Source organism: Streptomyces sp. NPDC021080 (assembly GCF_044333225.1).
GTDB lineage: Bacteria > Actinomycetota > Actinomycetes > Streptomycetales > Streptomycetaceae > Streptomyces.
This window is the reverse complement of sequence record NZ_JBIRQM010000002.1, coordinates 443466-468677: the sequence shown is the minus strand read 5'-3', so window position 1 is coordinate 468677 and position 25212 is coordinate 443466. Positions and strand designations below refer to the sequence as shown.

Below are 25212 nucleotides of genomic sequence, written 5' to 3'. Positions count from 1 at the left end.
TCGCCCCTCAACGGGACGGTGCCTATGGGGCGTTGCCTCGCACGCGCTCCCGCCTGCGGCGCCCGGCGGTCGGCGGGCGGCAAGGGTACGGGTCCGGGGCCCGCCACGACCGGGTCGGTGAGTGTACCGATGCCTTCGGCCGCCGGCGTGACCGTGTCACCGGGCCCGAGGGGCGGCGGGCTCCGAGGCGGCCCGCGCCGGCGCCGTGAACCGGCGTGGTGCAGGGTGGAGGGCATGCCTGCCGACGACCGACGTGCCCGGAGTCTGCTTCACACCGAACAGCTCGCCCGCCTCTGCCCGCCGCCCGGCGCCGGCCGGACCGTGAACTGGGCAGCCGTGGAGGCCGAGTTGGGCGTCACTCTGCCGGTCGACTACAAGCACCTCATCGACCGGTACGGCGGTGGAGTCTTCTCGGGAGTGCTCTGGCTGCTGGAACCCGGTTGCCCGGACCCCCTGTACGACCTGCTCGCCCAGACCGCGGAGCGTGAGGAGATCCTCGCCGGACTCTGGGAGGACGGCGAGGACAAGCCGTCGGAACTCCTCGCGCCCGGAACGAGGTTGGTGCCCTGGGGGTACGCGGAAGGCGGCGGACACCACCTCTACTGGCTGGTCAGGCCCGGCGTCGAGCCCGAGGAGTGGACCGTCGTCCTGAACGAGGGGCGCGGTCCTCTCTGGGAGGCGTACCCGATGTCGTGCGGCCAGTTCCTCCTCGAGGTGGTGGCGGGGACGACGGCCTCGTTCTACTTCAGCGGCCTGGACGACATCGTCGAGCCCGGCGAGAGGGGGCGCTTCGAGCCCAACGCCCGCATCCTCAATCCGTGACCGTGCAACTCGCCTGATCCAACAGTCTGTTGTCACAAGGTGGTAAGCAGGCCGTCGAGCGGGGCGGGTACCTGGCCGGGGGAGAGGGCCTCGACGAGGACGCGGCCATAGTGGATCTTTCGGCCCTTCTTCGTGCCGAGGAAGCGCCGCAACCGCTGCTGTGAGGTGCGGTCCTGCTGGGCGGGCTGACGCGTGAAGGTCCGCAGGGCTCGCAGATCGCCCTCCTCCTGGACGAGTTCCTCCACCCGGGACACCCCCAGCGCGCGGATGAGCTCGTCCTCCAGATCCGCCGAGCAGACGAAGAACTCCTGTCGGCGCGCCCCGGTCCCGTCCGGGCCGCTGTGCCGAGCATCACTGTGCCGCGCATCGTCGTGTTCCAACGCGCGGGCGTAGTAGCCGCGTTCCGCCTCGTCGCACAGCCCCGTGAGACGCAGACCCAACCCGGGCGGCCCGAGGACACGGGCGAAACGTCCCGCGCTCATGGCGCCGTTCATCGCCAGGACGCAGACCCCTTCGGCCTCCAGGTCCCGGCCACGGCTCGCGGCGAGCGCGTCGACCGCCGCGAGGTCGCTCGGCCCTTCGAGGAGAACGGCCGTCCGGACGGACAGCCGCGCGGCCAGCTCGCGCGCACGGTCGCCGGGGCCACCGGCCGCCCAGGCGGTCACCGTCTCGCGGAACGCCCCCATGTCGGTCATGCGCCGAGTCTGATCTCCTCCCCTCCGGCACGGCAACGAATTTGTCCGCCGGTTCCACCGCGGTTCGCGGCGCCGGACAGCGAACGGAAGTCCTCCCGGCGTGCGCGGATGGATGCGTGAGTATGCTCGCGGGGTTGTCCGTCATGAAGCGGCGGAATGGTGGCGGGTGTGGGGGTTCATTCGATGATGACGTCGCAGCCCGGGGCCACCGGCGTGGCTTCGCCCGAACCAGGCCACGCCGCGGCCTGGGGGACGGAAGAGCCGTCGGTGCTGCTGGTCGAGGACGACCCGGGCGACGCGCTGCTCGTGGAGGAGATGGTCGCCGACAGCGCGCTCGGCATGCGGCTGCGCTGGGTGCGTTCGATGGCCGAGGCCTGTGACGTGCTCGCGTCCGAGGTCCCCGACTGCGTGCTCCTCGACCTGCATCTCCCGGACGCACAGGGGCTGCAAGCGGTGTCCCGGGTACGGGAGCGGGCCGAGCACGTCGCCGTCGTGGTGCTCACCGGACTCGCCGAGGAGGGGACCGGTCTGGCGGCCGTGGCCGCCGGTGCGCAGGACTACCTGGTCAAGGGCCGGGTCGAACCGGAGCTGTTCGGACGGGCGGTCCGCTACGCGATCCAGCGCAAGCAGGCCGAGCGCGACGCCGTGGCGCTGCAGGCCAGCCGGATGCAGGCCCGGGAGAACGCCCGTCTGGAACGGGGACTGCTGCCGCGCCCGCTGCTGCGCGGGGACGGCGTGGAGGTCGTGACCCGCTACCGGCCCGGCCGCGCGCACGCACTGCTGGGAGGGGACTTCTACGACATCGTGCAGAGCGCCGACGGTACCGTGCACGCCCTGATCGGTGACGTCTCCGGGCACGGTCCGGACGAGGCCGCGCTCGGGGTGGCGCTGCGCATAGCCTGGCGCACCCTGGTGCTCAGCGGTGTCACCGGGGCCGACCAGGTGGGCCGGCTCGAGGAGATCCTCATGGCCGAGCGGGCGAGGAACGGAGTCTTCGCCACCCTGGTCGTCCTCAGTGTCAGCCCCGGCCGGCGGCACGTCCGGATGGTGCGGGCCGGCCATCACGGCGTACTGCTGTGCGGGGCCGGCGGCGTCGAGTGGGTGGAGGTCCGGGGCGGACCGGCGCTCGGGATCATTCCGGGCGGGGCCGGCTGGCCCGTCGAGGAACTGGCGTTCCCGGAGGGCGCGGCGCTGGTGCTGTTCACCGACGGCCTCTTCGAGGGACGTATCGGGCGCGGCGCGCAGCGGCTGGGCGAGGAGGGACTGCTGGCGATGGCCCGGGAACTGGCCGGTCTGGCCCCGGCCGCGTTCGTCGACGGACTGATCGACCGGGCCGAGGCCCTGGCCGAGACACAGGGCGGCCTGGCCGACGACGTCGCCGTGCTGTATCTGCGGTGCGGCTGATGAGGGTGAAGAGCGTGCGGGAGAACAGTGACGTCGAGGACGGGACAGGGAACATGACCGGCGGGCGGTGGGCCGGTCGCCGGCTGACGGTGCAGGGCTGGATCGGACTGGTGCTGGCGCTCATGGCGCTGGTGGTGGTCGCGGGCGCAGGGGTCGGCGCCGTACTGCTCCAGCGCACCACCTCGGTCACCGACCATCTGCTCCTGGACGTCGAGCCCGCGCAGACGGAGGCGTACCGGCTGCAGTCGGCCCTGGTGAACCAGGAGACAGGAGTCCGCGGTTACGCCATCGCGGCCGACCGCCAGTTCCTGGCGCCCTACACACAGGGCCGCAAGGACGAGGCGCATGCCGTCACCAGGATGCGCACCCTCATCGGGGACCGCCCCGAACTGCTCGGTGAACTGGAGACGGTCGAGAAGCGTGCGGCCGACTGGCGGCGCACCTACGCCGAACCCCTGATGGGCGGCATCACACCGGGCCGACCGCGCACGATCGACGCGGCGGCCGCCGAACGCGGCAAGAAGTCCTTCGACACCATCCGCGGCGCGTCCGCCCGGCAGATCGCCGGACTGGCGAAGGCGATCGACGAAGGCCGGGACCAGCTGGCATCCGCGCGGACGTTCCGCGACGCGGTGCTCATCGCCATGGTCGTGGCGTTCCTGCTGGCCGGCGTGGTCCTGACGATCCTCGTCCGCCTGCTGGTGACACGTCCACTGGACGATCTGCGGATCGCCACACGCCGGGTGGCCCAGGGCGACTTCGAGCACGTCATCAGCGGCGGCGGCCCCGTCGACCTCGCCGCCGTGGCGGGCGACGTCGAGAACATGCGGCAGCGGATCGTGGCCGAGCTGGACTCCTCCCGCGAGCAGCGGGAGGTCCTGGCCCGGCAGACCGCCGACCTGGACACACAGGCCGTGGAACTGCGCCGCTCCAACGCCGAACTCGAACAGTTCGCGTACGTGGCCTCCCACGATCTGCAGGAACCCCTGCGCAAGGTGGCCTCGTTCTGCCAACTCCTCGAGAAGCGCTACGGCGACCAACTCGACGACCGTGCACAGCAATACATCGACTTCGCCGTCGACGGCGCCAAACGCATGCAGATCCTCATCAACGACCTGCTCACCTTCTCCCGCGTGGGCCGCGTCAACGACGCCCGCCTCCCGGTCGATCTGGACCAGGCACTCGACAAGGCGCTGGCCAACCTGGACAGTTCGGTCACCGACAGCGGAGCGCGCATCGACCGGCCGGACGAACTGCCCCAGGTGGTCGGGGATCCGACACTGGTCACGATGCTCTGGCAGAACCTGGTCGGCAACGCCGTCAAGTTCCGTCACCCCGACCGTCCGCCCCACGTCCGCATCACCTGTGAGCGCGACCCGGAGGACTCCCGCGCCTGGCGCCTGTGTGTCACCGACAACGGCATCGGAATACCGGTCGAGTTCGAGGAGAAGGTCTTCGTCATCTTCCAGCGGCTGCACAGCCGCGACGCCTACGGCGGAACCGGCATCGGCCTCGCGCTGTGCAAGAAGATCGTCGAGTACCACGGCGGCCGCATCTGGATCGACACGGCCCACACCGACGGCACGCGTCTCTGCTTCACCGTCCCGTCCGCCGACGCGGCGGACGCCCTGCACGACAACACCGAGGACAAGGCCCTGACATGACGACTCCCGCCAGCACCCCCATCGACGTCCTCCTCGTCGAGGACGACCCGGGCGACGAGCTGATGACCCGGGAGGCGTTCGAGGACAACAAGATCGGCAACACCCTGCACGTGGTGCGGGACGGCGAGGAGGCGCTCGACTTCCTCTACCGGCGCGCCGCCCATGCCGACGCGCCGCGGCCCGACCTGATCCTCCTCGACCTCAACCTGCCCAAGTACGACGGCCGGCAGGTCCTGGAGAAGATCAAGTCGGACCCGGACCTGTCCCACATCCCGGTCGTCGTCCTCACCACCTCGGCGGCGGAGGAGGACATCCTGCGCAGCTACAAACTGCACGCCAACGCCTATGTCACCAAGCCGGTCGATCTGGACCAGTTCATCGCGGCCGTCCGCCAGATCGACGACTTCTTCGTCCAGGTGGTGCGCCTGCCACGGCAGAACGGCTGATCAGGAAGCGGCGGCTCCCGGCTGCCAGGTGGCCTGCACCAGCGCCCGTTCGACGCCCGCCAGATAGACCGCCGCGGCGAGCCAGGACCGTGCGTAACGGTCCGGGTCGGCTCCGCCGGTGCGGCCGAAGACGTCACGGGTGCGTCGGTCGGCCTCCGCGGTGAGAGCGGCCGCCAGGTCCGCGGCCGTGCCGAAGCCACCACGTCGCAAGGCCGCCCGGTCCCCGCGCAGATCACCGTCACGCGCGGGTTCCGCGACGGCTCTGCGACCGCCCGACACGGCGACCTCGACCAGCCGCCGCAGCCGCCACAGGGGGGCCTGCGCCAGCGGGTCCGGCGCTTCGTGGCCGAGCCCGGCCACAGCGGGCTCGGCGGCGGCCACGACCTCCGCCGGCGGCAGATGCGCGCCCTCCAGGCGGTTGTAGCCCAGGTCGGCGTGGCCCTGCCACTCCGGGGGAAGCCGCAGGGTCGCCTCGGTCCCCGGCAGCGGGGCGACGGCCAGCGGGCGGAGCGTGGCGGCCCGGTCCGGGTCCAGTCGGCCGACGACACGCAGCCGCAGACCCGGCCGGGAAGCGAGCCGACGGAAGTTGGCCGTGTGGGCGAGGGCGGGGTGATCGCCGGCCGGGGCCAGCCGCATCAGGACGCCCTCCGTTTCCGGCCGTCCGGAGGGCAGTTCCCGGGCGATCAAGTGATCGCCGGCAGCTCCGACGAGGACCAGGTCACAGCCGACCAGCTCGCGTGCCGCCTGCTCGGCCTGCTCCGGGTCGGCGTCCGGCGCCACGGTGAGCCGCTCGGCGACGACCTCGGCGAGCGGACGGGCGAACAGCGCGGCGAGCGGGACCGAGGTCCACGACCCACCGGCCGGACCCGACGTCGACGACCCACCGGTCAGCGGAGTCGCCCGCACCCCCTTGCCGGAGCCGAGGCGTCCGTCGCCGGACACCGTCGCACCGGAGATCAGCAGCCCGCCCCGGGAGAGCCGGGAGTGATCCAGGTTTCCGGAGCCGAGCGCGACGGTCGCGGTGGCCGCGCCCTGCGCGCGAGCCGGTCCGCCGGGTTTGACGTCGGCCACGGAGAACCAGCGTCCGTCCTCGGAGACGACATGGGTGACGACGCCGCTGTAGCCCGTGGCGGCGATCACCGGCTCACTGCAGACCCCGTGGACCCGCAGACTGCCACCCGGCCGGTAGGCACGGCGGGCGGTACCGATCAGCGCCGGCCGCGGCGCGGCCGCGGCCAACAGGGCCGTGGTGAGGAGCAGTTCCCTCGTCTGCGCGACGAGGTCGGTCAGCCGATGGCCGTCCTGGCGGGCCCGCGCGCCGCGCAGCCCTCGTACGACCCGCAGCGCGGCCGCCTCGGCGCGGTGCAACCCGGCGAGCCGGGCCGTGTGCGCGGCCCGCAGCAACGCGGCCTGGGGGACCGCTCCCGCGGCGGGGACCCCGGCCGCGAGCAGCGCCGCTGCCGCCGTCCACAGCTCGGACGCGGCGGCCAGCTGGGCCGGGGTGAGCGGGACGGCCGTCTCGGGCCCGGCCTCCGCCTCGGCGGCCGGCGACACGGTGGCCGCGGCCCTGGGCGACGGACCGGGAGCAGCGACGGCCACGGTGTCGGCGCTGGCGCCGGTGCCGTCGGCGGCGGTGGCAGGGGCGCCGAGGACCGCGTCGGCAAGCGTGCCGGAGTCCGGCGGGGGCGTGCCGCTGTCGTCCTCGGTCTCCCCTGCGGCCTCGGGGTCGGCCAGCGGGCAGGCGCCGAGGACGGCGGCCCGGTGCAGGCACCGGGGAGCGAGCAGACAACTGCACACCACCTGGTCCGGGCCCGTGACGGAGCCGGCGGGACCGGGAGTGAGAACGACCTCCGCGTCCTCACCGCACCGCACGCGCCGGACCGCCCCGTCGGCGACGACCGGCAGGGCCGCGTACGACTCGATCGCGGCGTCCAGCTTCTTGCGCAGCCTGGTGGTCAGGCCCTCCACGGCGGCGGCGACCACATCGGGCGCCGCAGGGGGCAGTTCGGGGTTCATCGGGTCTCTCCGCGGAGAACGTCGCCCACCCAGCGGGCGAGGGCGAGGGGGCTGAGCGCGGCGACGGGCATGCCGGCCGCTACGAGTTGCTGCGCGACGGGCACCGAGTAGCGCGGGTTGCCGGTGTCGTCCAGGGCGGCGCATCCCATCAGGTGCACCCCGGAGCCCGCCAGGGCCCGTACCTCGCCCAGGAGTCCGCCCAGCGGGTAGCCCTCCTCGAAGTCGCTCACCACCACCACGAGGGTCCGGCTGGGCACGGTGACCAGGGAACGGGCGTGTCTGAGCCCGGCCGCGACGTGGGTGCCGCCGCCCACCCGTACCTCCAGAAGCAGCGACAGCGGGTCGTCGACCCGGTCCGTCAGGTCGATCACGTCCGTCGAGAACGCGAGGAAATGCGTGGACAGGGTGGGTACGCCGCCCAGCACGGCCGCTGTCAGGGCCGACCAGACGACGGAGGCCTCCATCGACCCGGACACGTCGACCACGAGGATCAGCCGCCAGTCCGCCTCCTTGCGCGAGCGGGTGCTGAACACCGGCCGCTCCGGGACCACCACGGTGCGTCCGTCGGCCGTCCGCCGGGCGTGGGCGAGGTTGGCCCGCAGGGTGCGCGGCAGGTCGAGCCGGCCGCCGGGGCGCCTGGTGGGGCGGGGTGTCGCGAGCCCGGTGAGGGCGGGACGCATCCGGGTCGCGAGTTCCTTGGCCAGCTCGTCGACCAGACGGCGTACGAGCGGGCGCAGGCGGGCCAGCCGCTTCTCGGGCATCCCGCCGGCGAGGGACAGTACCGAGGTCAGCAGATCGACCGACGGGCGGACCGTGGCGGGGTCGAGTTCGGCCAGTACGTCGCTGCGGCCCTGGTCCGCGGCGCGGGCCAGCACCTCCTCCCGGACCTGCGCCCCGAACAGCGCCTCCAGTTCCTCGGACCAGTCGCGGGCCGTCGGGAAGGACGCCTCGCGGCCTCCTCCCCCGCCCGGGGAGCCGCCTTCCCGGCCGAGGTCGACGGAGCCCTCACCGCGGCCGGTGCCGTACAGCTCGTCGAGCGCGTGCGCGTACCTGCGGGCGCTCCGCGGGAGCTTGTCGGTCTCCCGGCCGAGAAGCAGCCGCCAGCGGTCGGCGGGGGTGAGCCGGACAGCGGCGGGCGGTGCCGCGGCGGCGGTTGCCGGCGCATGGTGCGGCACCGCTGCCGCCGCGGGGACCGGTCCTGCCGCGGGCGCGGGCGCGGTGACCTCGGGTTTCCCGGAGATCGCACGGACGCCGGATTCCTCCGCCGGAGCGGCGTCCGTGCCGGCGGGCAGGCCCAGAGCACGCAGGGCCGCGAGGCCCGCGGCGTCCGCGGCCGTCCACAGGGCGAGGAGGTGCGGTGAGGCGGTGAGTGACAGATCGGGACGGTCACCGAGCCGTTCGGTCACGGTGTGCAGGAGACGGTCGCGGCCCGCGGGGGTGAGCGTGTCGAAACCCCCGCGCAGGGCGGGCAGCCGGTCGAGGAAGCCCCGGTCGGTGAGCGTGTCGATGCGGTCGAGAAGCGGGTCCAGCGCCGTCGGCGCCGCCTGGAGCAACGCGGCCGCGCCACTGAGGAGGCCGCCGAGCCGACGGCTCAGCGCCTGCCGTGCCTCCGGGCCCGTGGCCGTGTCGATCCAGCCCGCGGTGCGCGCGCCGAGGACGGTCGCGTCGTCGAGGTCGAGCAGCACCCGGGCGGCCAGCGCGGCGCCCTGGACGAGGGGGGAGCCCGTGCGGGCGAGGGCGGCGAGGGCGTCGTCCATCCGCAGTCCGAGCCGGTGTTCACCGGCCCGCGAGGCCAGTTCGACGAGCGCGGCGGTGTCCTCCGGGCGGTCGCTGCCCGCCAGGCCGGGCAGGGAGCGGACCGCCGACTCCAGCAGATCGCCGGCCAGTTCGGCGGCGGCTCGCCGGGTGTCCGAGGTGGTGCCGGGCAGATGGCCGCGGCGCAGAGCCTCCAACAGGTCGAGTGCGGCGAGGAGTTCGGGCAGTGTCGCCGTGGCGGGGAACAGCGTGGCGGCATCGGCGAGCCGCTCCGACACCAGCGCGGGCAGATCGCAGCGGGCGGCGGCGCCGAGTGCCGCGAGGACATGGGCGCAGGTGGGCCCGCCGTCGGCGGACTCCCTGCGGAAGGTCTCCCGCAGCGTGCCCTCGGCGGCCAGGGCCGCGGTCACTCCTCGCATGCCGGCCAGGTCCAGCCGTACGGGGACGGACGGTGTCCAGGCCACCCGCCACCGGGTGGCCAGCGCGGCGGCGTCGCCCGTACCGGCCACCGCCACGGCCTCGCCGTAGCCGGCGCCGCACACGGCGAGGCGCTGGAGCAGGACTTCGCGGCGGCCGTCGAGAGCGGAGCGGAGCGGGTCGAGGCGCACCTCGCGCGCCGCGGGGTCGTCGGGGCCGGGCAGCCGCAGCGCGGCGACCTCCGCCTCCACGCACGGGCCGAGACCGGAGCGCGGGGTGCCCGGCGCGATCCGGCCCCGGTCGGTGCCGACCAGGACCGCTTCGAGCGCCCGCGCGAGGGCACGGCCGCGGCCCAGGGGTTCGCCCTGGCCCATCACGCTCGTCAGCGCTTCGACGACCTCGCCGCGTCCCGGCGCCGCGAGTCCGCGCACCCGTGCGAGGTCCTCCGCCATCCGCAGGGTCTCGGCGGCCTCGCCCGTTCCGGCGGGATGCCCGGCCGCGCGCAGCTCGCGGACCACGTCGGTGACCGCTCGCGCGGCCGCGTCCCGCACCTGCCCGGGGTCGCCCCCGGCCCGGAACACCGCCTGCTGCCAGCGCGGGTCCCGGATGCCGGCCGGGTAGCCGGAGCGGGAGTCCAGCAGGTCGAAGGCGTAGGGGACGAGAGAGGTGACCACGTCCGGGTGCCGCGCGCCGGAGCCGTGACCGACAGCCGCCGAACCCGTCCCGGAGGTACCCCCAGGCGAACCCGAACCCGGCCCCGAATCCGAACCGGGCGCCGAGCCCGAATCCGAGCCTGAACCTGAACCCGGTCCCGAACCTGAGCCTGGCCCCGCATCCGGACCCGGAGCTGTGTCGGACGCCATCGTCCGGCCGGTGGCCGTCAGTGCCGGGGCGTGGAACGCGCCGACGACGGCCGCGACCCGGCGCCCGTCCTCCGCGGCGCGGGCGATCGTCTCGCGCATGTGGGCCTCACGGGCCAGGTCCAGGGCCGGTGCCCCGCCCGAGGCCTCGGCGTCGCTGCGCAGTGCCCAGCCGACCCCGAGCGCGGCGCGGCGGATCGCCTCGGGCGTGGAGCCGGGGGCGAGGACCTCCACACAGCGGTCCCACAGATCGTCGCCGTCACGGCCGGTCCCGGACGCGGCCAGCGCGTTCCCGAAGGAGACGGGCGGGGGCACGGGCACCTCCTCGGCGACCGCGGTCCGCGTGTCACCCGAGGGGAGGGGACCCTCCGCGGTCCACCGGGGATCGGACATCGGCAGATCGCAGCACACGACGTCCGCTCCACGGTCCCGGGCCCAGCGGACCGCGGCCAGCTCCGGGGAGAAGTCGGCGAACGGATAGAAGCCGAGCCGGCCGTTCGCGCCCGCCCCGGCGAGCGCGACCGGCGCGAGCGTGCCCGGAGCGGCCAGATGGGGCAGCCACGGCTGGAAGTCGGCGGGCAGCTCCACGCACACGACCTCCGCCCCGCAGGCGTCGAGCAGGGCGGGCACCGCCGAGGCGAGCGCCGGACTGTGGTGCCGTACGCCCAGCAGGTACGGCGCCACGGAGCCGGCGAGGGCGGCGACGGCCGCCCGTGGATCCTGGGGGTGGGTCACCGGAGGTTCTCCCGCAGGTCCCAGAGCCTGCGCCACAGCGCGGAACCGTCCTCGGCGCGGCGGCGCACCGGACCGTCCCAGTAGCCGAGCAGCCGCGCGTGGTCGGCCGGGTCGTCCTTGCGGACGACGCCCAGCAGGTGACCGGGGACCAGATCGAGCGAGTCGGCCCCGGGGAGGTAGGCGGCGGCCACCCCGAGGGAGACCGCGACCTGCACCGCCTCGGCCGTCGACATGACCGTGCCCGGCCGCTCCACGTCCCAGCCCTCCGCGGACCGCCCGGCCCTGAGGTCACGGAAGACGGTGACCAGCACGTCCAGGACCGCGTCGTCGACGCCGAAGACGGCGCCGGCCCGCTCGACGGCCGCGACCGCCTGCCGCCGTACGAGCGAGGTCTCGGCCTCGACGTCGGCGATCGGGTGCACGGTCTCGAAGTTGAAGCGGCGCTTGAGCGCGGCGGACATCTCCGAGACGCCGCGGTCGCGCAGGTTGGCGGTGGCGATGACGGTGAACCCGGGGGCGGCCGCGACCTGGGCGTCGTCCGTGCCGGCCAGTTCGGGCACGCTCATCCGCCGGTCGGACAGGATCGACACCAGCGCGTCCTGCACCTCGGGCAGACAGCGGGTGATCTCCTCGACGCGGGCCACCCGCCCGGCGCGCATGGCGGCCAGCACGGGGGAGTCGACGAGCGCCGTCGGCGTCGGGCCCTGGGCGAGCAGCAGGGCGTAGTTCCATCCGTAGCGCAGGGCGTCCTCGGTGGTGCCCGCGGTGCCCTGGACGGTCAGTGCGCTGGTGCCGCAGACGGCGGCGGACAGCAGTTCGGAGAGCATGGACTTGGCCGTGCCCGGCTCACCGACCAGCAGGAGCCCGCGTTCTCCGGCGAGGGTGACGACACACCGTTCCACCAGGGCGCGTTCGCCGACGAACTTGGGGGTGATGACCAGCTTGTCCGGCAGCGTGTCGTGGCGCTCGGGGAGCGCGAGGGACTCGCCGCCGCTGCCGCAGACGAAGGTGATCACGGCGCGGGGCGTCAGCCGCCAGCCGGGCGGGCGGGGGCCCGTGTCGTGGGCGGCGAGGAAGGCGAGTTCGGTGGCGTGGCGCTCCTCGGCGGGCAGGGTCTGCCGTGCCGGAAGGGCCGTCGCCGTGTCGGTCGGGGGCATGCGTGTTCCTTGATCGGTAGGTACGTGTGTCGTCAGGGGGAAAGTGCCGGGCCCTCGCCGGAGACCGCCGGGGCCCGGCCGTGCGTCAGCGGCGGCGGCCGGGTCGCACCGTGAACTCCTCGAACCGCGGCCCGCCGCCCTCCTGGACCAGCCGCCAGGCCCGTCGGTACAGATCCGCGACCGGTTCGGTCGGCGCGATCACGCCGAGCAGCGCCTCCTCGCGCCACAGCAGGTCGTCGTAGAGCGGCCGCTTCCACTGCTCCAGCGGAACGCGCGGGGCCTTCGGCACCACCCAGCCGCCGGGCAGGAACAGCGAGCGTCCGGCCCGGGTGCGGCTGGCCTCCACCACCAGGTCGGTGGCGGCCAGTTCGGCACGGGCCGCCTTGAGACGGGCCGGCTTCCACCCCGTCCACCGGGCCGTCATCCGGTCCGTCGGATCGGGCATGGCGAGGAGCATCAGATAGAGCGCCGCCGCGTCCTCCCCGAGCCCGTACTCCTTGGCGGCCTCCGTGACCAGGTCCGGCACCGAGCGGGTCGGGTCCTGCGGCCACCAGGTGCCGTCCTTGCCCCGCTCGCCCGCCTGCGGGTCGCCCGGATCGGCGAGCAGGGCCTCGAAGCGGGCGGAGCGGGCCAGACGCAGGGCCACCTCCACGTGGTAGGGGCGCTGGCCGTCGACGCGCAGCGCGGGCAGGTACGGGTCCTGGCCCGCCTCGTCGAGCAGGGAGACCCGCAGGGCGGGGGACGGCTGGTCGTCGTGCGTGGCGAGCACGACGGCCCCGTACCGCTCGAAGCCCTCGCCGACCTCCGTGGGTGCGCCCGCCGTCTTCCGGAAGTCGGTGATGCTGACGTACCGCCCGAGGTCGAGCATCAGCCCGGGGTGGGACAACCGGTCGCGTACGGCGTCGAGCGCGGCGGGCAGCGCGGCGCGGATCGGATCACCGGCCGGGAGCCGGTGGGCGAGCCAGGCGGCGAGTCCGACGAAGCCGATCAGGACCGGTCCGGCGAATCCGGGCGCCTCCTTGTCGACGGACTTGACCCGGTCGCCCTCGACCACCCACTCGTGGTCACGGCTGAGCCGGGGCTCCTGGGCCGGGTCGAGGATCGCGGGCAGCGCCTGGCGGGCGTTCCACTGTCCGTACTTGAAGGCGCGCACCGCTTCGCCGAGCAACTCCTCCGGTACGGCGGCCCGTCGGCCCAGCCTGCTGTTCCAGACCTCGGCCGCGGCGGCCCAGTCCGGTCCCTCGGTCCACAGGCGGGCGGGTTCGGCGGGCAGCAGCGCGGCCACGACCTCGGCACGGACCGCCGAGTCCAGTTGGCGCAGCTCCTCCTTGGCGACCCCCGCGGGACCGGGCTTCACCCCGATGGCCGCGCAGGTCTCCGGGGTCAGGTACGAGCGTTCGTGGATGACCTGGGGCATCCCGGCCACGATCAGCCGGGCCATGGCATCGGTGACGCCTGTCAGACGGGCGAACTCCTCGGCGGCCCGCGGGAACCAGGGCGCCGGTCCGCGTGCGGACAGTTCCCCGAGGAACGCGCCGAGCCGGCCCGCGGGACCGTCCTCGCCCAGCGGGGCGGACGTCCGGAGCGTGTAGGGCTCGGGCGTCTCGAAGCGCCCGGCCGGATCGTGGAAGAAGCCGGTGAAGACACAGCCGTCGTCGCCCTGCGAGACACGTCCCACCACGGCGACGAAGGAACCGTCGCCCAGGGGAAGCAGCCCGTTCCACACGCCCTCACGCCATTCGCCCGACGGGGTGCGCACCACGTCCGCTCCCAGGTGCAGCTCCACCTTGCGCCAGGGCGAGGGACCGGCGGACGGCGCCAGGCCCAGGGCGTCGAACTCGGTGAGCAGGGCCCCCAGGGCCTCCCGGTGGTCGTCGGGGGTGGTGCGGGCCGCTGCCCGGAAGGCCAGGGCGGACACGCGGTCGAGCAGCGTCTCCAGGCCCGGCTGACCGACGGGCACCCGTCGTCCGTCGAGGTGCAGGGGTGCCGCCGAACCCTCGGCCACGGCGGCGTCGGTGAGCCGGGTCGCCCGCTCGAACTCGCGCAGGGCACGGAAGACGGTGTCGGCCTCCTTGTCCTGGTTCCACCAGGAGCGGGTGGAGTCGCAGAGACCGTTCGCCGCGTCGAGGAGCACGGTGTCCGGCGGGCCGGCCGGGCTCTCCTCCTGCGGGCCGCCGTCGAGGGCGCGGGTGAGCCGGGCGGCCACCGCGTCCAGGACGGCCTGCTGACCGGCGGCGTGCCGTACGACACCGGCGATCCCCGCGACCAGCGCGGTGTGGGTGACCGGGAGAAGGGAACGGATCGCACCGGGCAGGACTTCCTTGTCCTTGTCCTTGTCCCCGTTCTCGCCGCCCGCGGCGGACAGCAGGGCCGCCGCCGTGTCGCGGTCGACGTGCCGCAGCGACGCGGAGCCCTCGGGATCGCGGGCCGTCAGGCATTCCCAGTACTGCACCGGCGGCAGCAGCAGCGAACCCTCGCCGAACGCTCCGGGCGCGCGGTCGGTCTTGGCCACCGAGGTGGTGACTCCGTCCGCGTCCACGACGGCCAGGCTCCAGCTGCCACGGACGACGGCCGTGGCCTGCTCGGCGCCGGGGAAGACCACGAGCGCCGAGGGCCGGCCCGCGTCCGCGGGCAGGGTGACGGTGTGTCCGGCCAGATCCTCGGCGCGAGTGGAGCCGTCGGGCAGCCCCACGACACGCAGACCGACCAGCCCGTCCACGGGCGCGGAGGCGGGCGTGGCGCCGGCGGTGGGCGAGGGGGCCAGCCGGCCCCCGCCGAATGTGCTGCCCTCGGGGGCGTCCCGCAGGGCGTCGGCGAGGAAGGCGGGCTTGCTCGCACGCCCCGTCTCGCCCGTCGCCGGGTCGTACTCGTGCCAGTCGTGCGCCCCGCCGTCGGCGCTCCACACCCAGTACGAGACGCCGTCGCAGAGCAGTTGGCGTTCCTCGGGCAGGGTGGTGTCCCCGGCGTGCAGGACCCCGCCGCCGGTCGTGCGGCCGCCGCCGGGCAGCGACAGGGTGATGGGACCGTTGCCGTGGTACCAGTCCATGCGGGTGCCCCGGGTGTTCCGGGCGCCCTCCAGGGACAGCGGACGGTCGGGGTGGCTGTGCCAGTAGCCGCGCAGGCCCTCGGTGCGGTCGTTCCAGTAGACGAGAAGCTCTCCGTCCACGTGGTGGAAGCCGGGATCGCCCCAGTGGCTGTTCGAAGGAATCCGCAGGTCATGGGTGAGGAGCGTGCCCTCGGCGCCGATCACCCGTGCCTGGGACGCCCCGGCCACGACGAGATGGGGCCAGGCGTCGGCGACGACCACGTCCTCGACGTCGGACCTGGGGACGAGGGAGGCGACCGCGTCCTCCCAGGCGGGCCAGCCGAGTTCGTCGAAGAGCCCCGCCCGCAGGGTGCGCGCCAGCACCGGCGCGAGGTCGGTGCCGGCGGCCTCACGCACCTCGTCCTCGGCCAGCATCAGCGCCTCGGCGGGCAGCCACTTCAACCGCGCCAGCGCGTCGGGCAGTTGGGGCAGGCCCACGGCGGTGAACCGGCGTACGACCGTGCGCACCCAGTCCGCGAGCAGCGGACGGCCGCCGGGCGAGGCCGCGAGGAGCGCGATCGCCCGCAGCGACTGGGCGTCGTCGCCGAACCGGTCCGCGCCCTGTCGGAAGGCCCCGTGGAAGCGGCTGTCGGCGGCCACCGACAGCAGGTCGCGGCGCCCCTCGCCCAGGGCCCACTGCGACAGCAGCAGCTGGTCACCCTTCCGGGGAGCGGCCACCGGAACGTCCAGCGACAGCAGCAGGTCGATCAGGTCGAGATCGTGGACGACCCTCAACGCGCCGCCGGACGCGCCCAGTTCGGCCCGCAGCCGGTCCGCGGTCCGCTCCACCAGGGGATACAGCTCGGCCATGCGGCTGGGGTCACGCCACGACCTGGCCCGCTGCCAGTAGCTCAGGAACCGCTCCAGCCAGCCCGCGGCACCGTCCTGCGGTCGCTGGTCCTCGGGCAGGGAGTCGTCCCACAGGCCCGCGGTGGAGCCGGAGGTCTCCAGCAGCTCCAGCCACATCGCCGGCATGTCGCTGTCGGGTGCGGCGGGCATCAGGTCGAGCAGGGTGCCGCGCACCTGCGGCTCGCGCGTGGCGAGGGCGATCAGTGCCGTGCGGTGGCCCTTCCACCAGCCGGCCGCTGCGCGCAGGGTCGCCGGGAGGGCGAGGAGTTCGCGGACGTACTCCTGCTCCGTGAGGTTCGCGTCCCGGCCGGCGGCCCGGGCCAGTTTGCGCAGGTCGGTCGCCATCTGCACCGACGGCGGCAGCCCGCCCGCCGTGCGGCGCAGGCACAGCCGGGTGAAGCGCCGCAGCGCGTCCTCGGCCGACACCCGCGCCGCCAACTCCCTGGCATAGCCCGACAGCACCTTCACCGGGAGTGCCCCGGCCAGCGCGAACTCCAGGAACACGGCGTCCAGCCGCTCCTCCTGCACCGCCAGACCGTGCTCCGCCTCGGCCTTGCGGGCACGCGTGAACAACTGGGCGGCGTAGGTGGCGTTCTCCTCCGCCAGGAACACGCGCCCGGCCTGCTCGTAGAACGTCGGAAGGAAGTGCGGCACCGAGGCCGCCAGCCGGTCCCCGAGTTCCACGAAGGCGTCGAGAGCGGCCTTCGGACGGGACTTGACCTGGCGCCCGGCCCGCTCCAGGTCCGGCACCACGCGCAGCGCGTGATGACCGTCCTGCGGGTGGTGCACCAGGACCCATTCCGGAAAGCCCAGCGACTGGCGCGGCCCGAACCCGACCACGACGGGCTCGGCGTCCGGCTCCAGGCCGAGGAAGCCCGCTGCCAGGTCCTCCGCCGCCCCCAGCTCGCCTGCGACCAGCCGCACCACCACCCGCTCGTCCAGGCCCGGGTGACGGTACGTCCGCGCCGTCAGCGGCACCGCCTGCTCCCCGGCGTCCTCCGTGTCGGGCGGCAGCACCGCACCCGCCGTCAGCAGCTCTTCGTACGACACCCGCGTTCCCCCGCTCATGCGTTCTTGCCCTCCTCGATGACGCGGCCGGCGTACAGCGCCGCGGCCATCCGCATCCCCTCCGACCAGGCGACCGGTCCCACCTCGGCCAGCGGCAGGGCGCGGCCGTCCTGGTCCTGCCAGGTGAGCGCCCCGGTCTCGGCCTCGCCGTCCCAGTACGGTTCCCCGATCCACACCGAGGCGTCGAAGGTGCGTACGCCGTCCCGCACCCGGGCGGTCGCGTACCCCCCGGACACGCCGTAGCCGAGCGAGCTGGCCCGTGCGGCGAGCGCGAAGCGGGAGCGGAACGAGCCCCCGGCGAACTCCCTCACCTCGGTGGACTTGGCACGGAGATCCTCCGGCCGCCGCCATATCGCCCGGTGGATCTGCTCGACACGCTGGACCATGCCCAGTTCGGCCGCGAAGTCGCGCAGGTCGTCGAGGTCCGGGAGCAGCACCGGGTGCGGCAGTGAGACCGTGCGCGGGGCGATCCGGACGGTCTCGCCGTCCAGGTTCACCAGCCGCAGCTCGCCGGCGTCGGTGGCGCCGCGCAGGAAGCCCACGTCGTCCGGGTCGTCACCGACCACGACCAGGTCCCGCAGCGCGGACTGCCAGGCCTCGTCCGGCCAGACCCGGGCCAGCAGCCCGGTGGGCACGGGCAGCGACGACACCATCCACGCGTCGACCTGCGCCACACACGCCGTGGCGTGCCGTTCGAGCCATTCGGCGAACCGTCGCAGCCGGTCCACCTCCGGGTGGTCCTTGAGCGCGCGCGGGAGCGATTTCAGCTGCCGTCCCGCCGCCCGGCCCGTGGTGGCACGCACGGCCACCCGCCCCTCCACAAGGGCGACTTCATACCCGTCACCCGCCGACAGCCACCCCACGAGCCACAGCCTTTCGCGTCAGGAACACAAGACGAGCGCACAGTTCACCCAGGTCAGTCCGTCCCGGGCCGAGTGCGACCATGCAGCGAACGCTAGCGTCGGCCACTGACAACCGGCCCCCCAGCCCCACGGATCCCGGCGGGCCCACCCGTCCTGAGAGTGCGGTCGGGCAACCGGACTTCGGCTTTCGAAGGAGCCGGGGCGGGCCGCCGGGATCCGTGGATATCGTGCGTACGTGACCGACTCGTATGCGGGACTCGACGACGCCGCGGTCGCGGCAGCGGCGGCGCGTGCCGGCGCGGACGTGGTGCGGGCCCTGTACGGCCGGCGTCTTGCGCGCATCGACAAGGGCGGCGGGGACTTCGCCACCGCCGCCGACATCGAGGCCGAGAAGGCGATCCTCGGCGTTCTCCGCGAAGCCCGGCCCGATGACGCCGTGCTCGGCGAGGAGGGCGGACCGCAGGGGGCGGCGGGGGCCGTACGCCAGTGGCTGGTCGATCCCTTGTGCGGCACCCACAACTACGCCGTCGGCACCATGCTGGTGGCCGTCAACGTGGCGCTGCGCGGCGGCGGCGCCGCCGCGGTCGCCGATCCGTTCGGCGGCGAGGTGTTCCTCACCGACGGCGAGAACGCGTGGGTGCGGCACGACGGCGCCGACACGCTCTTGGCGCCCACCTCCGCCACCCGGCTCGTGGACGTCAATCTGGACCCGCCGTTCCCGGGCGCGCCCGGCTTCCGAGCTGTGGACCTGCTGGCCCGGCCCGCCTTCGTGGACCGCTTCCGGCCTCGGGTCGTCTCGACGACGCTGGCCCTGGCCTGGGTCGCCGCGGGCAAGCGCGCCGCGTACGTGACGGACGGCGGCGACCTGTCCGGGAGCGTGCACTTCGCCGCCGGCATCGCCCTGTGCGAGGCCGCCGGCTGCGTCGTCACCGGGATCGACGGCGCCCCGATCGGACGGACGGGCCGCGGACTCGTCGTCGCCGCCGACGGCGAGACCCACGGTCTGCTGATGTCGATGATCGGAAGCCCCGGAGAACACCGGGGGTGATCGCCGTCCGCCGCGCCGGCCCGGCCGGCCGGCGTTCGGCGTGCTCGGCGCGGTCTCACACGGCCGGCGCCGGGGACCCCGGCCGGCGTGTCCGTCGAGGCCAGGGCCGCAGGTGTGAACGACACCCCCGAACGGGACCGGTGCGTTGACACACGAAGCGGCAAAATGTCCTAATGCCACATAATGATCGTTTATGTGTGTCGCGTACCGGTTCGTCGTGCCGTGGGGCGCCGGGAAGGAGCCGTCCGGATGGCGGGACGCGGGAGACGCCCGGGGCTGCGGTCACCGAGCACCCCCGCACCGGACGGATCGGCCGCTCCCGGCGCCCTCGGGGGGAACGGCTCATGACCACATGTGCCGGCGGCGGCTTCACGGCGATGAAACACCTCGCCCCGCTCGGAGCGATGACGGTCGCCGTCGCGCTGGCTCTCACCGGTTGCGGCGACGACAGCCCGAAGGGCGTTTCGCCCTCCGCGTCCGGCACCGGCACGGCGGCGCCGCTGTACGACGAACTGCCGGCGCCGGTGAAGAAGGCCGGCGTCATCAAGGTCGGCTCGGACATGCTCTACCCGCCGATGGAGTTCATCCGGAACGGCAGGCCGACCGGAGTCGATCCCGACCTCGCCGCCGTGCTGGGCAGGCAACTGGGGGTGAGGTTCCAGTTCGCCAACAGCGCGTTCGACACCCTGCTCACCGGCCTGCGGGCCAAACAGTACGACGTCGTGATGTCCGCGATGACCGACACCAAGGACCGTCAGCAGGGGCTGGACCCCTCCACCGGGGAGAAGATCGGCGAGAACATCGACTTCGTCGACTACTTCACCGCCGGATCGTCGATCATGGTGAAGAAGGGCAACCCTGAGGGGATCAAGTCACTGGCCGACCTCTGCGGCAAGAAGGTGGCCGTGCAGAGCGGCAGCACCGCGTACGACCTGCTGCAGGCCCAGAAGTGCGACGAGCCGATCGACATCGAGGCCTACGACACCCATGACGAGGCGCAGGCCCGCCTCGAGTCCGGCGGTGCGGTGGCCGACGTCGCCGACTATCCGACGGTCGCCTACGCGGCGAAGACCGCGGGCGGGGGCGAGGACTTCGAGGTGATCGGCGAGCAGATCGGTCCCGGCCCGTACGGTATCGCGGTGCTGGGTTCGGACGCCGGACTGCGGGACGCACTCCAGGCGGCCCTGGACGCCGCCATCCGGGACGGTTCCTACGGGAAGGTCCTGGACAAGTGGAACGTCAGCGACGGCGCGGTGACCGATGCCAAGATCAACAGCGGCACGTGAGCGGCCGCTCACGTACGGGTCGGCGCGCGGGCCCGGCACCGTCGCCCCGTCTCCGGGGCGACACCGAGACCTGCGCCCGCTCTGCCGGACACCGGCTCCGTGGGACCGGACCGGTCCCACCGGTCCGGTCCCACGCAGTCCCGGACGGCCGTCAGGTCATGGGCGGCCCGACGCACCGTGCAGCGGCGAGATGTCGAGCGACTTGAAGACCGGCCACCGGTTCCCGGCCTTGTTGATGCCGGAACGGATGGTGACACCGCCGGAGAGCTGATCGGCCGGCTGGTTGGACTCATGGCTCAGTCTCACCCGGCCGTCGATGGAGGCCGTGGTGGTGTCCCGTCCGACCTCGACGGTCACGGTGTGATCGGACCTCGGGTCCAGCGGCCGGGAGGCCACCTTGTAGCCGTTCGCCAGCAGCGTCGCCCGGTTCCGGGTGACGACCACGGTCATCGGTTCCTTGCTGTTGGACCGGACACCCAGCGCGGCCTGGTTGGTGCCGTTGCCCAGCGACCCGATGAGCGCGGTGGCGCTGTAGTCCGTCCAGTCGACGCTGCTGTTCGGCCGGTAGTCGGCCTTGGCGTACCGGGGTGTCTGCGCCGACTTCGGCGCCCTGCCCAGGAAGACGTCGAAGCTCGTACGGGTCTGGCGCCCTCCCCAGTTCTCCGTCTCGTCCAGGGGATCGCGCACGTCGGGTGAGACCTGGACGTTCTGCCGGACGCCCGCCAGCATCTCGTCGGGAGTGGTCCGGGCGAAGACCTCGACGCGCTGGACGAGACCCGCCGACGCGGACCGCCGGCTGGCGGTGAGCGGAACGCTCGAATGGTCCGTCATCACGAGCGGGAACATCTCCTTGAGCAGATGCCTGGCCAGCGAGTCCTGTGAGTCGGCGTCCTGCTGACCCGGTCCGTCGGAGAAGGGGACGGCGAACATCGTCGGGGCCGGCATGCCGTGGCCGGCGATGTCCTTGACGGAGCCGGCGAGGTCGTGGAGCACGCGGGCGCGGTACTCGGCCGGGTTCTCCCGCCGTCCCTCGTCCTGCAGCCACAGGCGGTTCACCAGCGGCGCGCCCGTGTTGCCCGTGGCGTCGACCGGCTTGACGCTGTGCATGGCCCGGGTGTGGCTCTGGAAGTCCCAGCGGCCCGAGTTGTGCATCCGCTCGATCTCGCGCCAGGTCAGGTAGTAGGGGCGGTGCTTGTCCATCGACCCGGTGATCAGGAAGATCGTGCCGCGCATCTTGTGCTTGGCCAGGATGCGGTCGGCGTACTTCCACAGCCCGTCCGTGCCGTCGTCGAAGGTCAGCAGCACCGAACGGCGCGGCGTCGGACCGCCGTTCATGTAGGTGGTGAACTGCTTCGCGCTCAGGGTGCGGTAGCCGGCCTTCTCCAGCGCGGTCAGGTGGGCGTCGAAGGCCTCCGGGGTGATCGCGTAGGGGCTCGTGCTCTTCTCGTTGACGTCGTGGAAGGTCAGCACCACCGGCGGAGCGTGCTCCGGCAGCCCCAGGCCCTGCCTCGTCCAGTCGACCTGGTCCGCGGAGGTGAAGGACGTCCGGGACAGCGGTGCCTGCGGGGTCATGTACTTGAGGCTGAGGTAGCGCTCGATGCCGGCGGCGCCCGACGCCACCACCACGGAAAGCGTGAGTGCCCCGAGCAGGACGCGGACGGGCCACTGCGTCCAGCCCCGGCCCCAGCCGTGACCGCGGCCACGGCTGCGGTCGTGGCCCGCCTTCTCGGCGTAGTCACCGCGGGAACAGGGCTCGGGACCGTGGCCGTGGTCGTGCACGAGCAGGTCGGCAGGCTCCTCGAGCGTGCGCCTCAGAGCCATGACAGCACGTTTCCTCGTGACAGAACGACCAGATAGATGCAGCTCACCATCGCGATGGCGACCACATCGGTGATCACCCGGACCACCTTTCTCCGCGGGAACTTCTTCATCACCGAGTCCTTGACCAGACGCCGCGACGGATGGTCGCGAGGGAGTAGGGGAGCAGCCACGACAGCAGCAGCGCCGACAACAGGCTCATCAGCGGCCGGTAGCGCCATCGGGGGTCACCCGGGTTGTCGATCTTGAACGCCAGACCCCAGATGCTGCCCTTGAGGACCACGCCGCACAGATACAGCACGCTCACGAACATGCCGCCCTGTATCGGCGACCAGATCATGTGGCGGACCGCCATCAGCGGCGCGGCGAGCACCCACAGCACATGCCCGTAGTACAGACAGGACGGGCCGACGCCCCGCCGCCACATGAAGGTTCCGGTGAAGAAGGTGTTGCGGATGAAGCTCTTCTTCCAGCGGATCTGCTGCTTCATGAACGGCCGGAAGTGCTCGGGGACGTTGGTCCACACCTTGGCCGACTGGACGTAGCCGATGCGCCACTTGCGCTCGGGATAGTCCTGCGCGGTGACGAACGGGGAGTCGGCGTACTGCTTCTTCAGCTTCTTGCCGACCCACAGCTGTCCCAGCAGGTAACCGGTGAGCTGACGGTCGGTGGCGAACCGGAAGGGGGCGCCCAGGAAGCGGTCGCCGGCCCAGGCCGGGAAGTAGTTGTACACCGCGTCCCGGCGGAAGACCGCCAGCGGACCGGAGACGCAGGTGACCGATCCGAAGACGGACTCCGCGGCCTTGGCCACCCGGAACTGCCCCTCGTACCAGACGTCCTGGGCCCGGGTGAAGAGCGTCTCGTCGACGTTCAGTGCCCGGCAGTGGCCGCTGACCGCGCCCAGTTCGGGGTGGTCGACCAGGGCCTGCACGCACTTGCGCAGCGCGTCGGACGCCAGGACGCAGTCGGAGTCCGTGAACGCCAGCACGTCGCCGGTCGCGATGCCCGCTCCCCTGACCAGGGCGTGCTTCTTGCCCAGGTTCTTCTCCAGCTTGAGCAGGGTGATGCCGAGCTCCTGCGCCAGTCCGTCCAGGATCTCGCGCGTCCCGTCCTCGGAGAGATCGTCGATCACGATGATCTCCAGGTCCGGGTAGTCACTGGCCGCCATCGAGCGGACACAGCTCTCGATGTACTCGGCCTCGTCCTTGACCGCGAGCAGGAAGCTCACCTTCGGCACGTCGGGCAGGGACGGGAAGGAGGCGAGGTCCTTGGGGCGCCTGCGGAGCGTACGGACCGACGGGTCGTCGTAGCGGCTGTACGCGATCTGCAGCATGGCGATGGTGCCGACCAGCACGGTGATGCCGTAGCCGATGACCATCGGCTTCTCCGGCACCAGCGGGAGCTCGCGGGCCAGGACCAGGCCCAGCGGCAGCAGGCAGAACATCGCCAGCACCCGGCGCACCGCGAAGCGCACGTCGGTCTGCATCCGGTTCGTCCAGCGGGTCAGCGGGCCGGGCGGCCTGCCCACGACGGCGGACGAGCGGACCCGCGGCAGCGGCGCGGTCGCCCTGGGGTGCGGGTTCGGCAGGATCAGTCCGCACGAGGCGGCGCCCACCGGGACGGTCGCGTCCTCACGGCCGGCCGTCGTGTCGGTGTCGGTGTCGGTGTCGGGAGATTCGGCCGGAGCCGCCTGACCTGGCACGCCGCCTCCCGGCGCCCCGGGCAGCACTGCCCCGGGCACCTCGAGGGCCGCGTCCGCGGCTCCCGGCGTCCGCAGGTCGCTCACAGCGTCTCCCGGGTCTCCACGGAGTCCAGGCGGTAGGTCGCGTCCAGGACGTCGTCGCGGTCGTTCAGCCAGGACAGGTCGGCGTTCGGGTGCACGGTGTGCACGAGCACCAGGTCCCACTCGTGGTCCTCGGGCGCGATCACGCTCTCCTGGATGCCCCCGGCCACCCGGGCGGCGCGCACCATCGAGTCGGTGAAGCGGACCTCGGCGCCCTCGTGGACGAGTTCGTCGAAGATCTCCAGCGCGGGCGATTCCCGCAGGTCCTCGACGCCCGGCTTGTACGCCATGCCGACGATCAGGATCCGGGCCCCGGTGAGTCGCTTGCCGCGCTCACCCAGCGCCTCGCGCACCCGGCGCACCACATGGCGCGGGCGGCCGGCGATGGCGTTCATGGCGGCCTCTACCAGCGGGGAGGTCACACGCTCGGCGCGCAGCTGCCAGAGCAGGTAGTGCGGGTCGCAGGGGATGCAGTGCCCGCCCACTCCGGGGCCGGGGTAGAAGGGCATGAAGCCGAACGGCTTGGTCGAGGCGGCCTCGATCACCGGGATCGGGTCCAGCCCGAGGACGCGGCAGTTGTCGGCGAACTCGTTGGCCAGGGCGATGTTGACCGCGCGGAAGGTGTTCTCCCAGAGCTTGGTCATCTCGGCGGCCTCCGGCGAGGGCAGCACGTACACCGAGGAGGCGGTGCGGGACAGCACGGAGATGGCCCGGTCGACGGTCTCCTGGCCGGCGCCGCCGACCACGCGCGGGGTGGTGTCCTGGGTGTGGCTGGCGTTGCCGGGGTCGATCCGCTCCGGCGAGAAGGCCACGAAGATGTCCTCGCCGACGGTGAAGCCGCGCTCGGTCAGCGGCTCGGTCAGCAGGTCACGGGTGGTGCCGACGTAGGTGGTGGAGGTCAGCATCAGCAGCTGGCCGGGGACGGCGTGCTCGACGACGGTGGCCGCAGCGCCGGTCAGCGCCCGCAGGTCGGGGGCGAGATGCTGGTCCACCGGGGTGGGCACGCACACCAGCACGGTGCGGGCGCGGGCGAGCGCCGACGGGTCGTCGGTGAGGGTGAAGCGCGGATCGCCGTTGAACTCCGACAGCCGCTCCAGGTCGCTGGGCAGCAGGTCGACGTCGCCGCCGCGGATGGCCTCCAGCCGTTCCGTGCTCGCGTCGATGCCGATCACCTCGGTGCCGGCGGCCAGCAGGCCGAGCGCGGTCGGCAGTCCGACATAACCGAGGCCCACGACCGCCACGGCCCCCACATCCCGCGCGTCCAGCGAGACTTGACCGCCGAGGGTCTCGAAAGCTTCGCCGAGGTGCAGTCCTTGGGTGGCAGGCAGGGTGCTCGTAAGCATGATCGACGCTCCAGATGTCGCTCGTGGGTTGCACGCCGACCGGCGCGCACGCATTGCCTCGGTGGGGACTTCACGTCCGCCGCAATGTCCTTGGGCAA

General features: G+C 73.2%; 15 protein-coding genes. 6 read left to right on the top strand and 9 right to left on the bottom strand.

Annotation, left to right across the window (positions count from 1 at the left end; all coding sequences use genetic code 11):
- Window positions 1-234: 234 nt before the first annotated feature.
- The gene (locus tag ACH4S8_RS06080) at window positions 235-822 is read left to right on the top strand and encodes an SMI1/KNR4 family protein (protein ID WP_398391347.1); all 588 of its coding nucleotides are present in this window, start codon (window positions 235-237) and stop codon (window positions 820-822) included.
- 32 nt (window positions 823-854) lie between these two features.
- Here the strand turns inward: ACH4S8_RS06080 and ACH4S8_RS06075 are convergent, their stop codons facing one another.
- The gene (locus ACH4S8_RS06075; RefSeq protein WP_398391345.1) at window positions 855-1517 is read right to left on the bottom strand and encodes a TOPRIM nucleotidyl transferase/hydrolase domain-containing protein; all 663 of its coding nucleotides are present in this window, start codon (window positions 1515-1517) and stop codon (window positions 855-857) included.
- Between the two features lie 186 nt (window positions 1518-1703).
- Between ACH4S8_RS06075 and ACH4S8_RS06070 the strand changes: the two genes are divergently transcribed.
- Genes ACH4S8_RS06070 through ACH4S8_RS06060 form a run of 3 tightly spaced genes read left to right on the top strand, consistent with a single transcriptional unit; the run spans window position 1704 to window position 5031 of the window.
- Window positions 1704-2921, top strand: a complete 1218-nt coding sequence (locus ACH4S8_RS06070; protein ID WP_398391744.1) for a PP2C family protein-serine/threonine phosphatase — start codon at window positions 1704-1706, stop codon at window positions 2919-2921.
- A gap of 53 nt (window positions 2922-2974) precedes the next feature.
- Window positions 2975-4585 (top strand): ATP-binding protein, encoded by a 1611-nt coding sequence (locus ACH4S8_RS06065; protein WP_398391743.1) that lies wholly within the window; start codon window positions 2975-2977, stop codon window positions 4583-4585.
- Entirely contained in the window at window positions 4582-5031 is a 450-nt protein-coding gene (locus ACH4S8_RS06060) for a response regulator (protein WP_398391343.1), read from the top strand. The genes ACH4S8_RS06065 and ACH4S8_RS06060 overlap by 4 nt, the downstream gene beginning before the upstream one ends.
- On the opposite strand, the gene ACH4S8_RS06055 is transcribed toward ACH4S8_RS06060, so the two are convergent.
- The 5 genes from ACH4S8_RS06055 to ACH4S8_RS06035 form a co-directional block, all read right to left on the bottom strand.
- Complete coding sequence (locus tag ACH4S8_RS06055) at window positions 5032-7047, bottom strand: hypothetical protein (protein ID WP_398391341.1); 2016 nt, start codon at window positions 7045-7047, stop codon at window positions 5032-5034.
- Window positions 7044-10814, bottom strand: coding sequence for a DUF5682 family protein (locus ACH4S8_RS06050; RefSeq protein WP_398391339.1), 3771 nt, complete (start codon window positions 10812-10814; stop codon window positions 7044-7046). Before ACH4S8_RS06050 ends, ACH4S8_RS06055 begins: the two co-directional genes overlap by 4 nt.
- Window positions 10811-11971 carry an AAA family ATPase gene (locus tag ACH4S8_RS06045; protein WP_398391337.1) on the bottom strand — a complete coding sequence of 387 codons (1161 nt, stop codon included), beginning with the start codon at window positions 11969-11971 and terminating at the stop codon, window positions 10811-10813. The genes ACH4S8_RS06050 and ACH4S8_RS06045 overlap by 4 nt, the downstream gene beginning before the upstream one ends.
- An 85-nt stretch (window positions 11972-12056) precedes the next feature.
- Window positions 12057-16973: a DNA-binding protein gene (locus ACH4S8_RS06040; RefSeq protein WP_398391335.1), complete on the bottom strand. Its 4917-nt coding sequence runs from the start codon at window positions 16971-16973 to the stop codon at window positions 12057-12059.
- Window positions 16970-17836, bottom strand: a complete 867-nt coding sequence (locus tag ACH4S8_RS06035; protein WP_398391333.1) for a DUF4132 domain-containing protein — start codon at window positions 17834-17836, stop codon at window positions 16970-16972. The genes ACH4S8_RS06040 and ACH4S8_RS06035 overlap by 4 nt, the downstream gene beginning before the upstream one ends.
- A gap of 235 nt (window positions 17837-18071) precedes the next feature.
- Here ACH4S8_RS06035 and ACH4S8_RS06030 point away from each other — a divergent pair, with 235 nt between their 5' ends.
- Both ACH4S8_RS06030 and ACH4S8_RS06025 read left to right on the top strand, forming a co-directional pair.
- Complete coding sequence (locus tag ACH4S8_RS06030) at window positions 18072-18884, top strand: inositol monophosphatase family protein (protein ID WP_398391331.1); 813 nt, start codon at window positions 18072-18074, stop codon at window positions 18882-18884.
- A gap of 344 nt (window positions 18885-19228) precedes the next feature.
- Window positions 19229-20170, top strand: a complete 942-nt coding sequence (locus ACH4S8_RS06025) for an ABC transporter substrate-binding protein (RefSeq protein WP_398391329.1) — start codon at window positions 19229-19231, stop codon at window positions 20168-20170.
- A 156-nt stretch (window positions 20171-20326) separates the two neighbouring features.
- Here ACH4S8_RS06025 and ACH4S8_RS06020 read toward each other — a convergent pair whose 3' ends face one another.
- The 3 genes from ACH4S8_RS06020 to ACH4S8_RS06010 form a co-directional block, all read right to left on the bottom strand.
- Window positions 20327-21991: a polysaccharide deacetylase family protein gene (locus ACH4S8_RS06020; protein ID WP_398391327.1), complete on the bottom strand. Its 1665-nt coding sequence runs from the start codon at window positions 21989-21991 to the stop codon at window positions 20327-20329.
- A 109-nt stretch (window positions 21992-22100) separates the two neighbouring features.
- A complete protein-coding gene (locus tag ACH4S8_RS06015; protein ID WP_398391325.1) occupies window positions 22101-23774 on the bottom strand; it encodes a glycosyltransferase in 1674 nt (557 codons plus the stop codon).
- Window positions 23771-25114 carry a nucleotide sugar dehydrogenase gene (locus ACH4S8_RS06010; RefSeq protein WP_398391323.1) on the bottom strand — a complete coding sequence of 448 codons (1344 nt, stop codon included), beginning with the start codon at window positions 25112-25114 and terminating at the stop codon, window positions 23771-23773. Before ACH4S8_RS06010 ends, ACH4S8_RS06015 begins: the two co-directional genes overlap by 4 nt.
- Window positions 25115-25212 lie beyond the last annotated feature (98 nt).

Bases quoted from the DNA above. Each gene is read 5' to 3' on its own strand.
- ACH4S8_RS06080 (WP_398391347.1), top strand. From the start codon at position 235: ATGCCTGCCGACGACCGACGTGCCCGGAGTCTGCTTCACACCGAACAG.
- ACH4S8_RS06075 (WP_398391345.1), bottom strand. From the start codon at position 1,517: ATGACCGACATGGGGGCGTTCCGCGAGACGGTGACCGCCTGGGCGGCC.
- ACH4S8_RS06070 (WP_398391744.1), top strand. From the start codon at position 1,704: ATGACGTCGCAGCCCGGGGCCACCGGCGTGGCTTCGCCCGAACCAGGC.
- ACH4S8_RS06065 (WP_398391743.1), top strand. From the start codon at position 2,975: ATGACCGGCGGGCGGTGGGCCGGTCGCCGGCTGACGGTGCAGGGCTGG.
- ACH4S8_RS06060 (WP_398391343.1), top strand. From the start codon at position 4,582: ATGACGACTCCCGCCAGCACCCCCATCGACGTCCTCCTCGTCGAGGAC.
- ACH4S8_RS06055 (WP_398391341.1), bottom strand. From the start codon at position 7,047: ATGAACCCCGAACTGCCCCCTGCGGCGCCCGATGTGGTCGCCGCCGCC.
- ACH4S8_RS06045 (WP_398391337.1), bottom strand. From the start codon at position 11,971: ATGCCCCCGACCGACACGGCGACGGCCCTTCCGGCACGGCAGACCCTG.
- ACH4S8_RS06040 (WP_398391335.1), bottom strand. From the start codon at position 16,973: ATGAGCGGGGGAACGCGGGTGTCGTACGAAGAGCTGCTGACGGCGGGT.
- ACH4S8_RS06025 (WP_398391329.1), top strand. From the start codon at position 19,229: ATGACCACATGTGCCGGCGGCGGCTTCACGGCGATGAAACACCTCGCC.
- ACH4S8_RS06020 (WP_398391327.1), bottom strand. From the start codon at position 21,991: ATGGCTCTGAGGCGCACGCTCGAGGAGCCTGCCGACCTGCTCGTGCAC.
- ACH4S8_RS06010 (WP_398391323.1), bottom strand. From the start codon at position 25,114: ATGCTTACGAGCACCCTGCCTGCCACCCAAGGACTGCACCTCGGCGAA.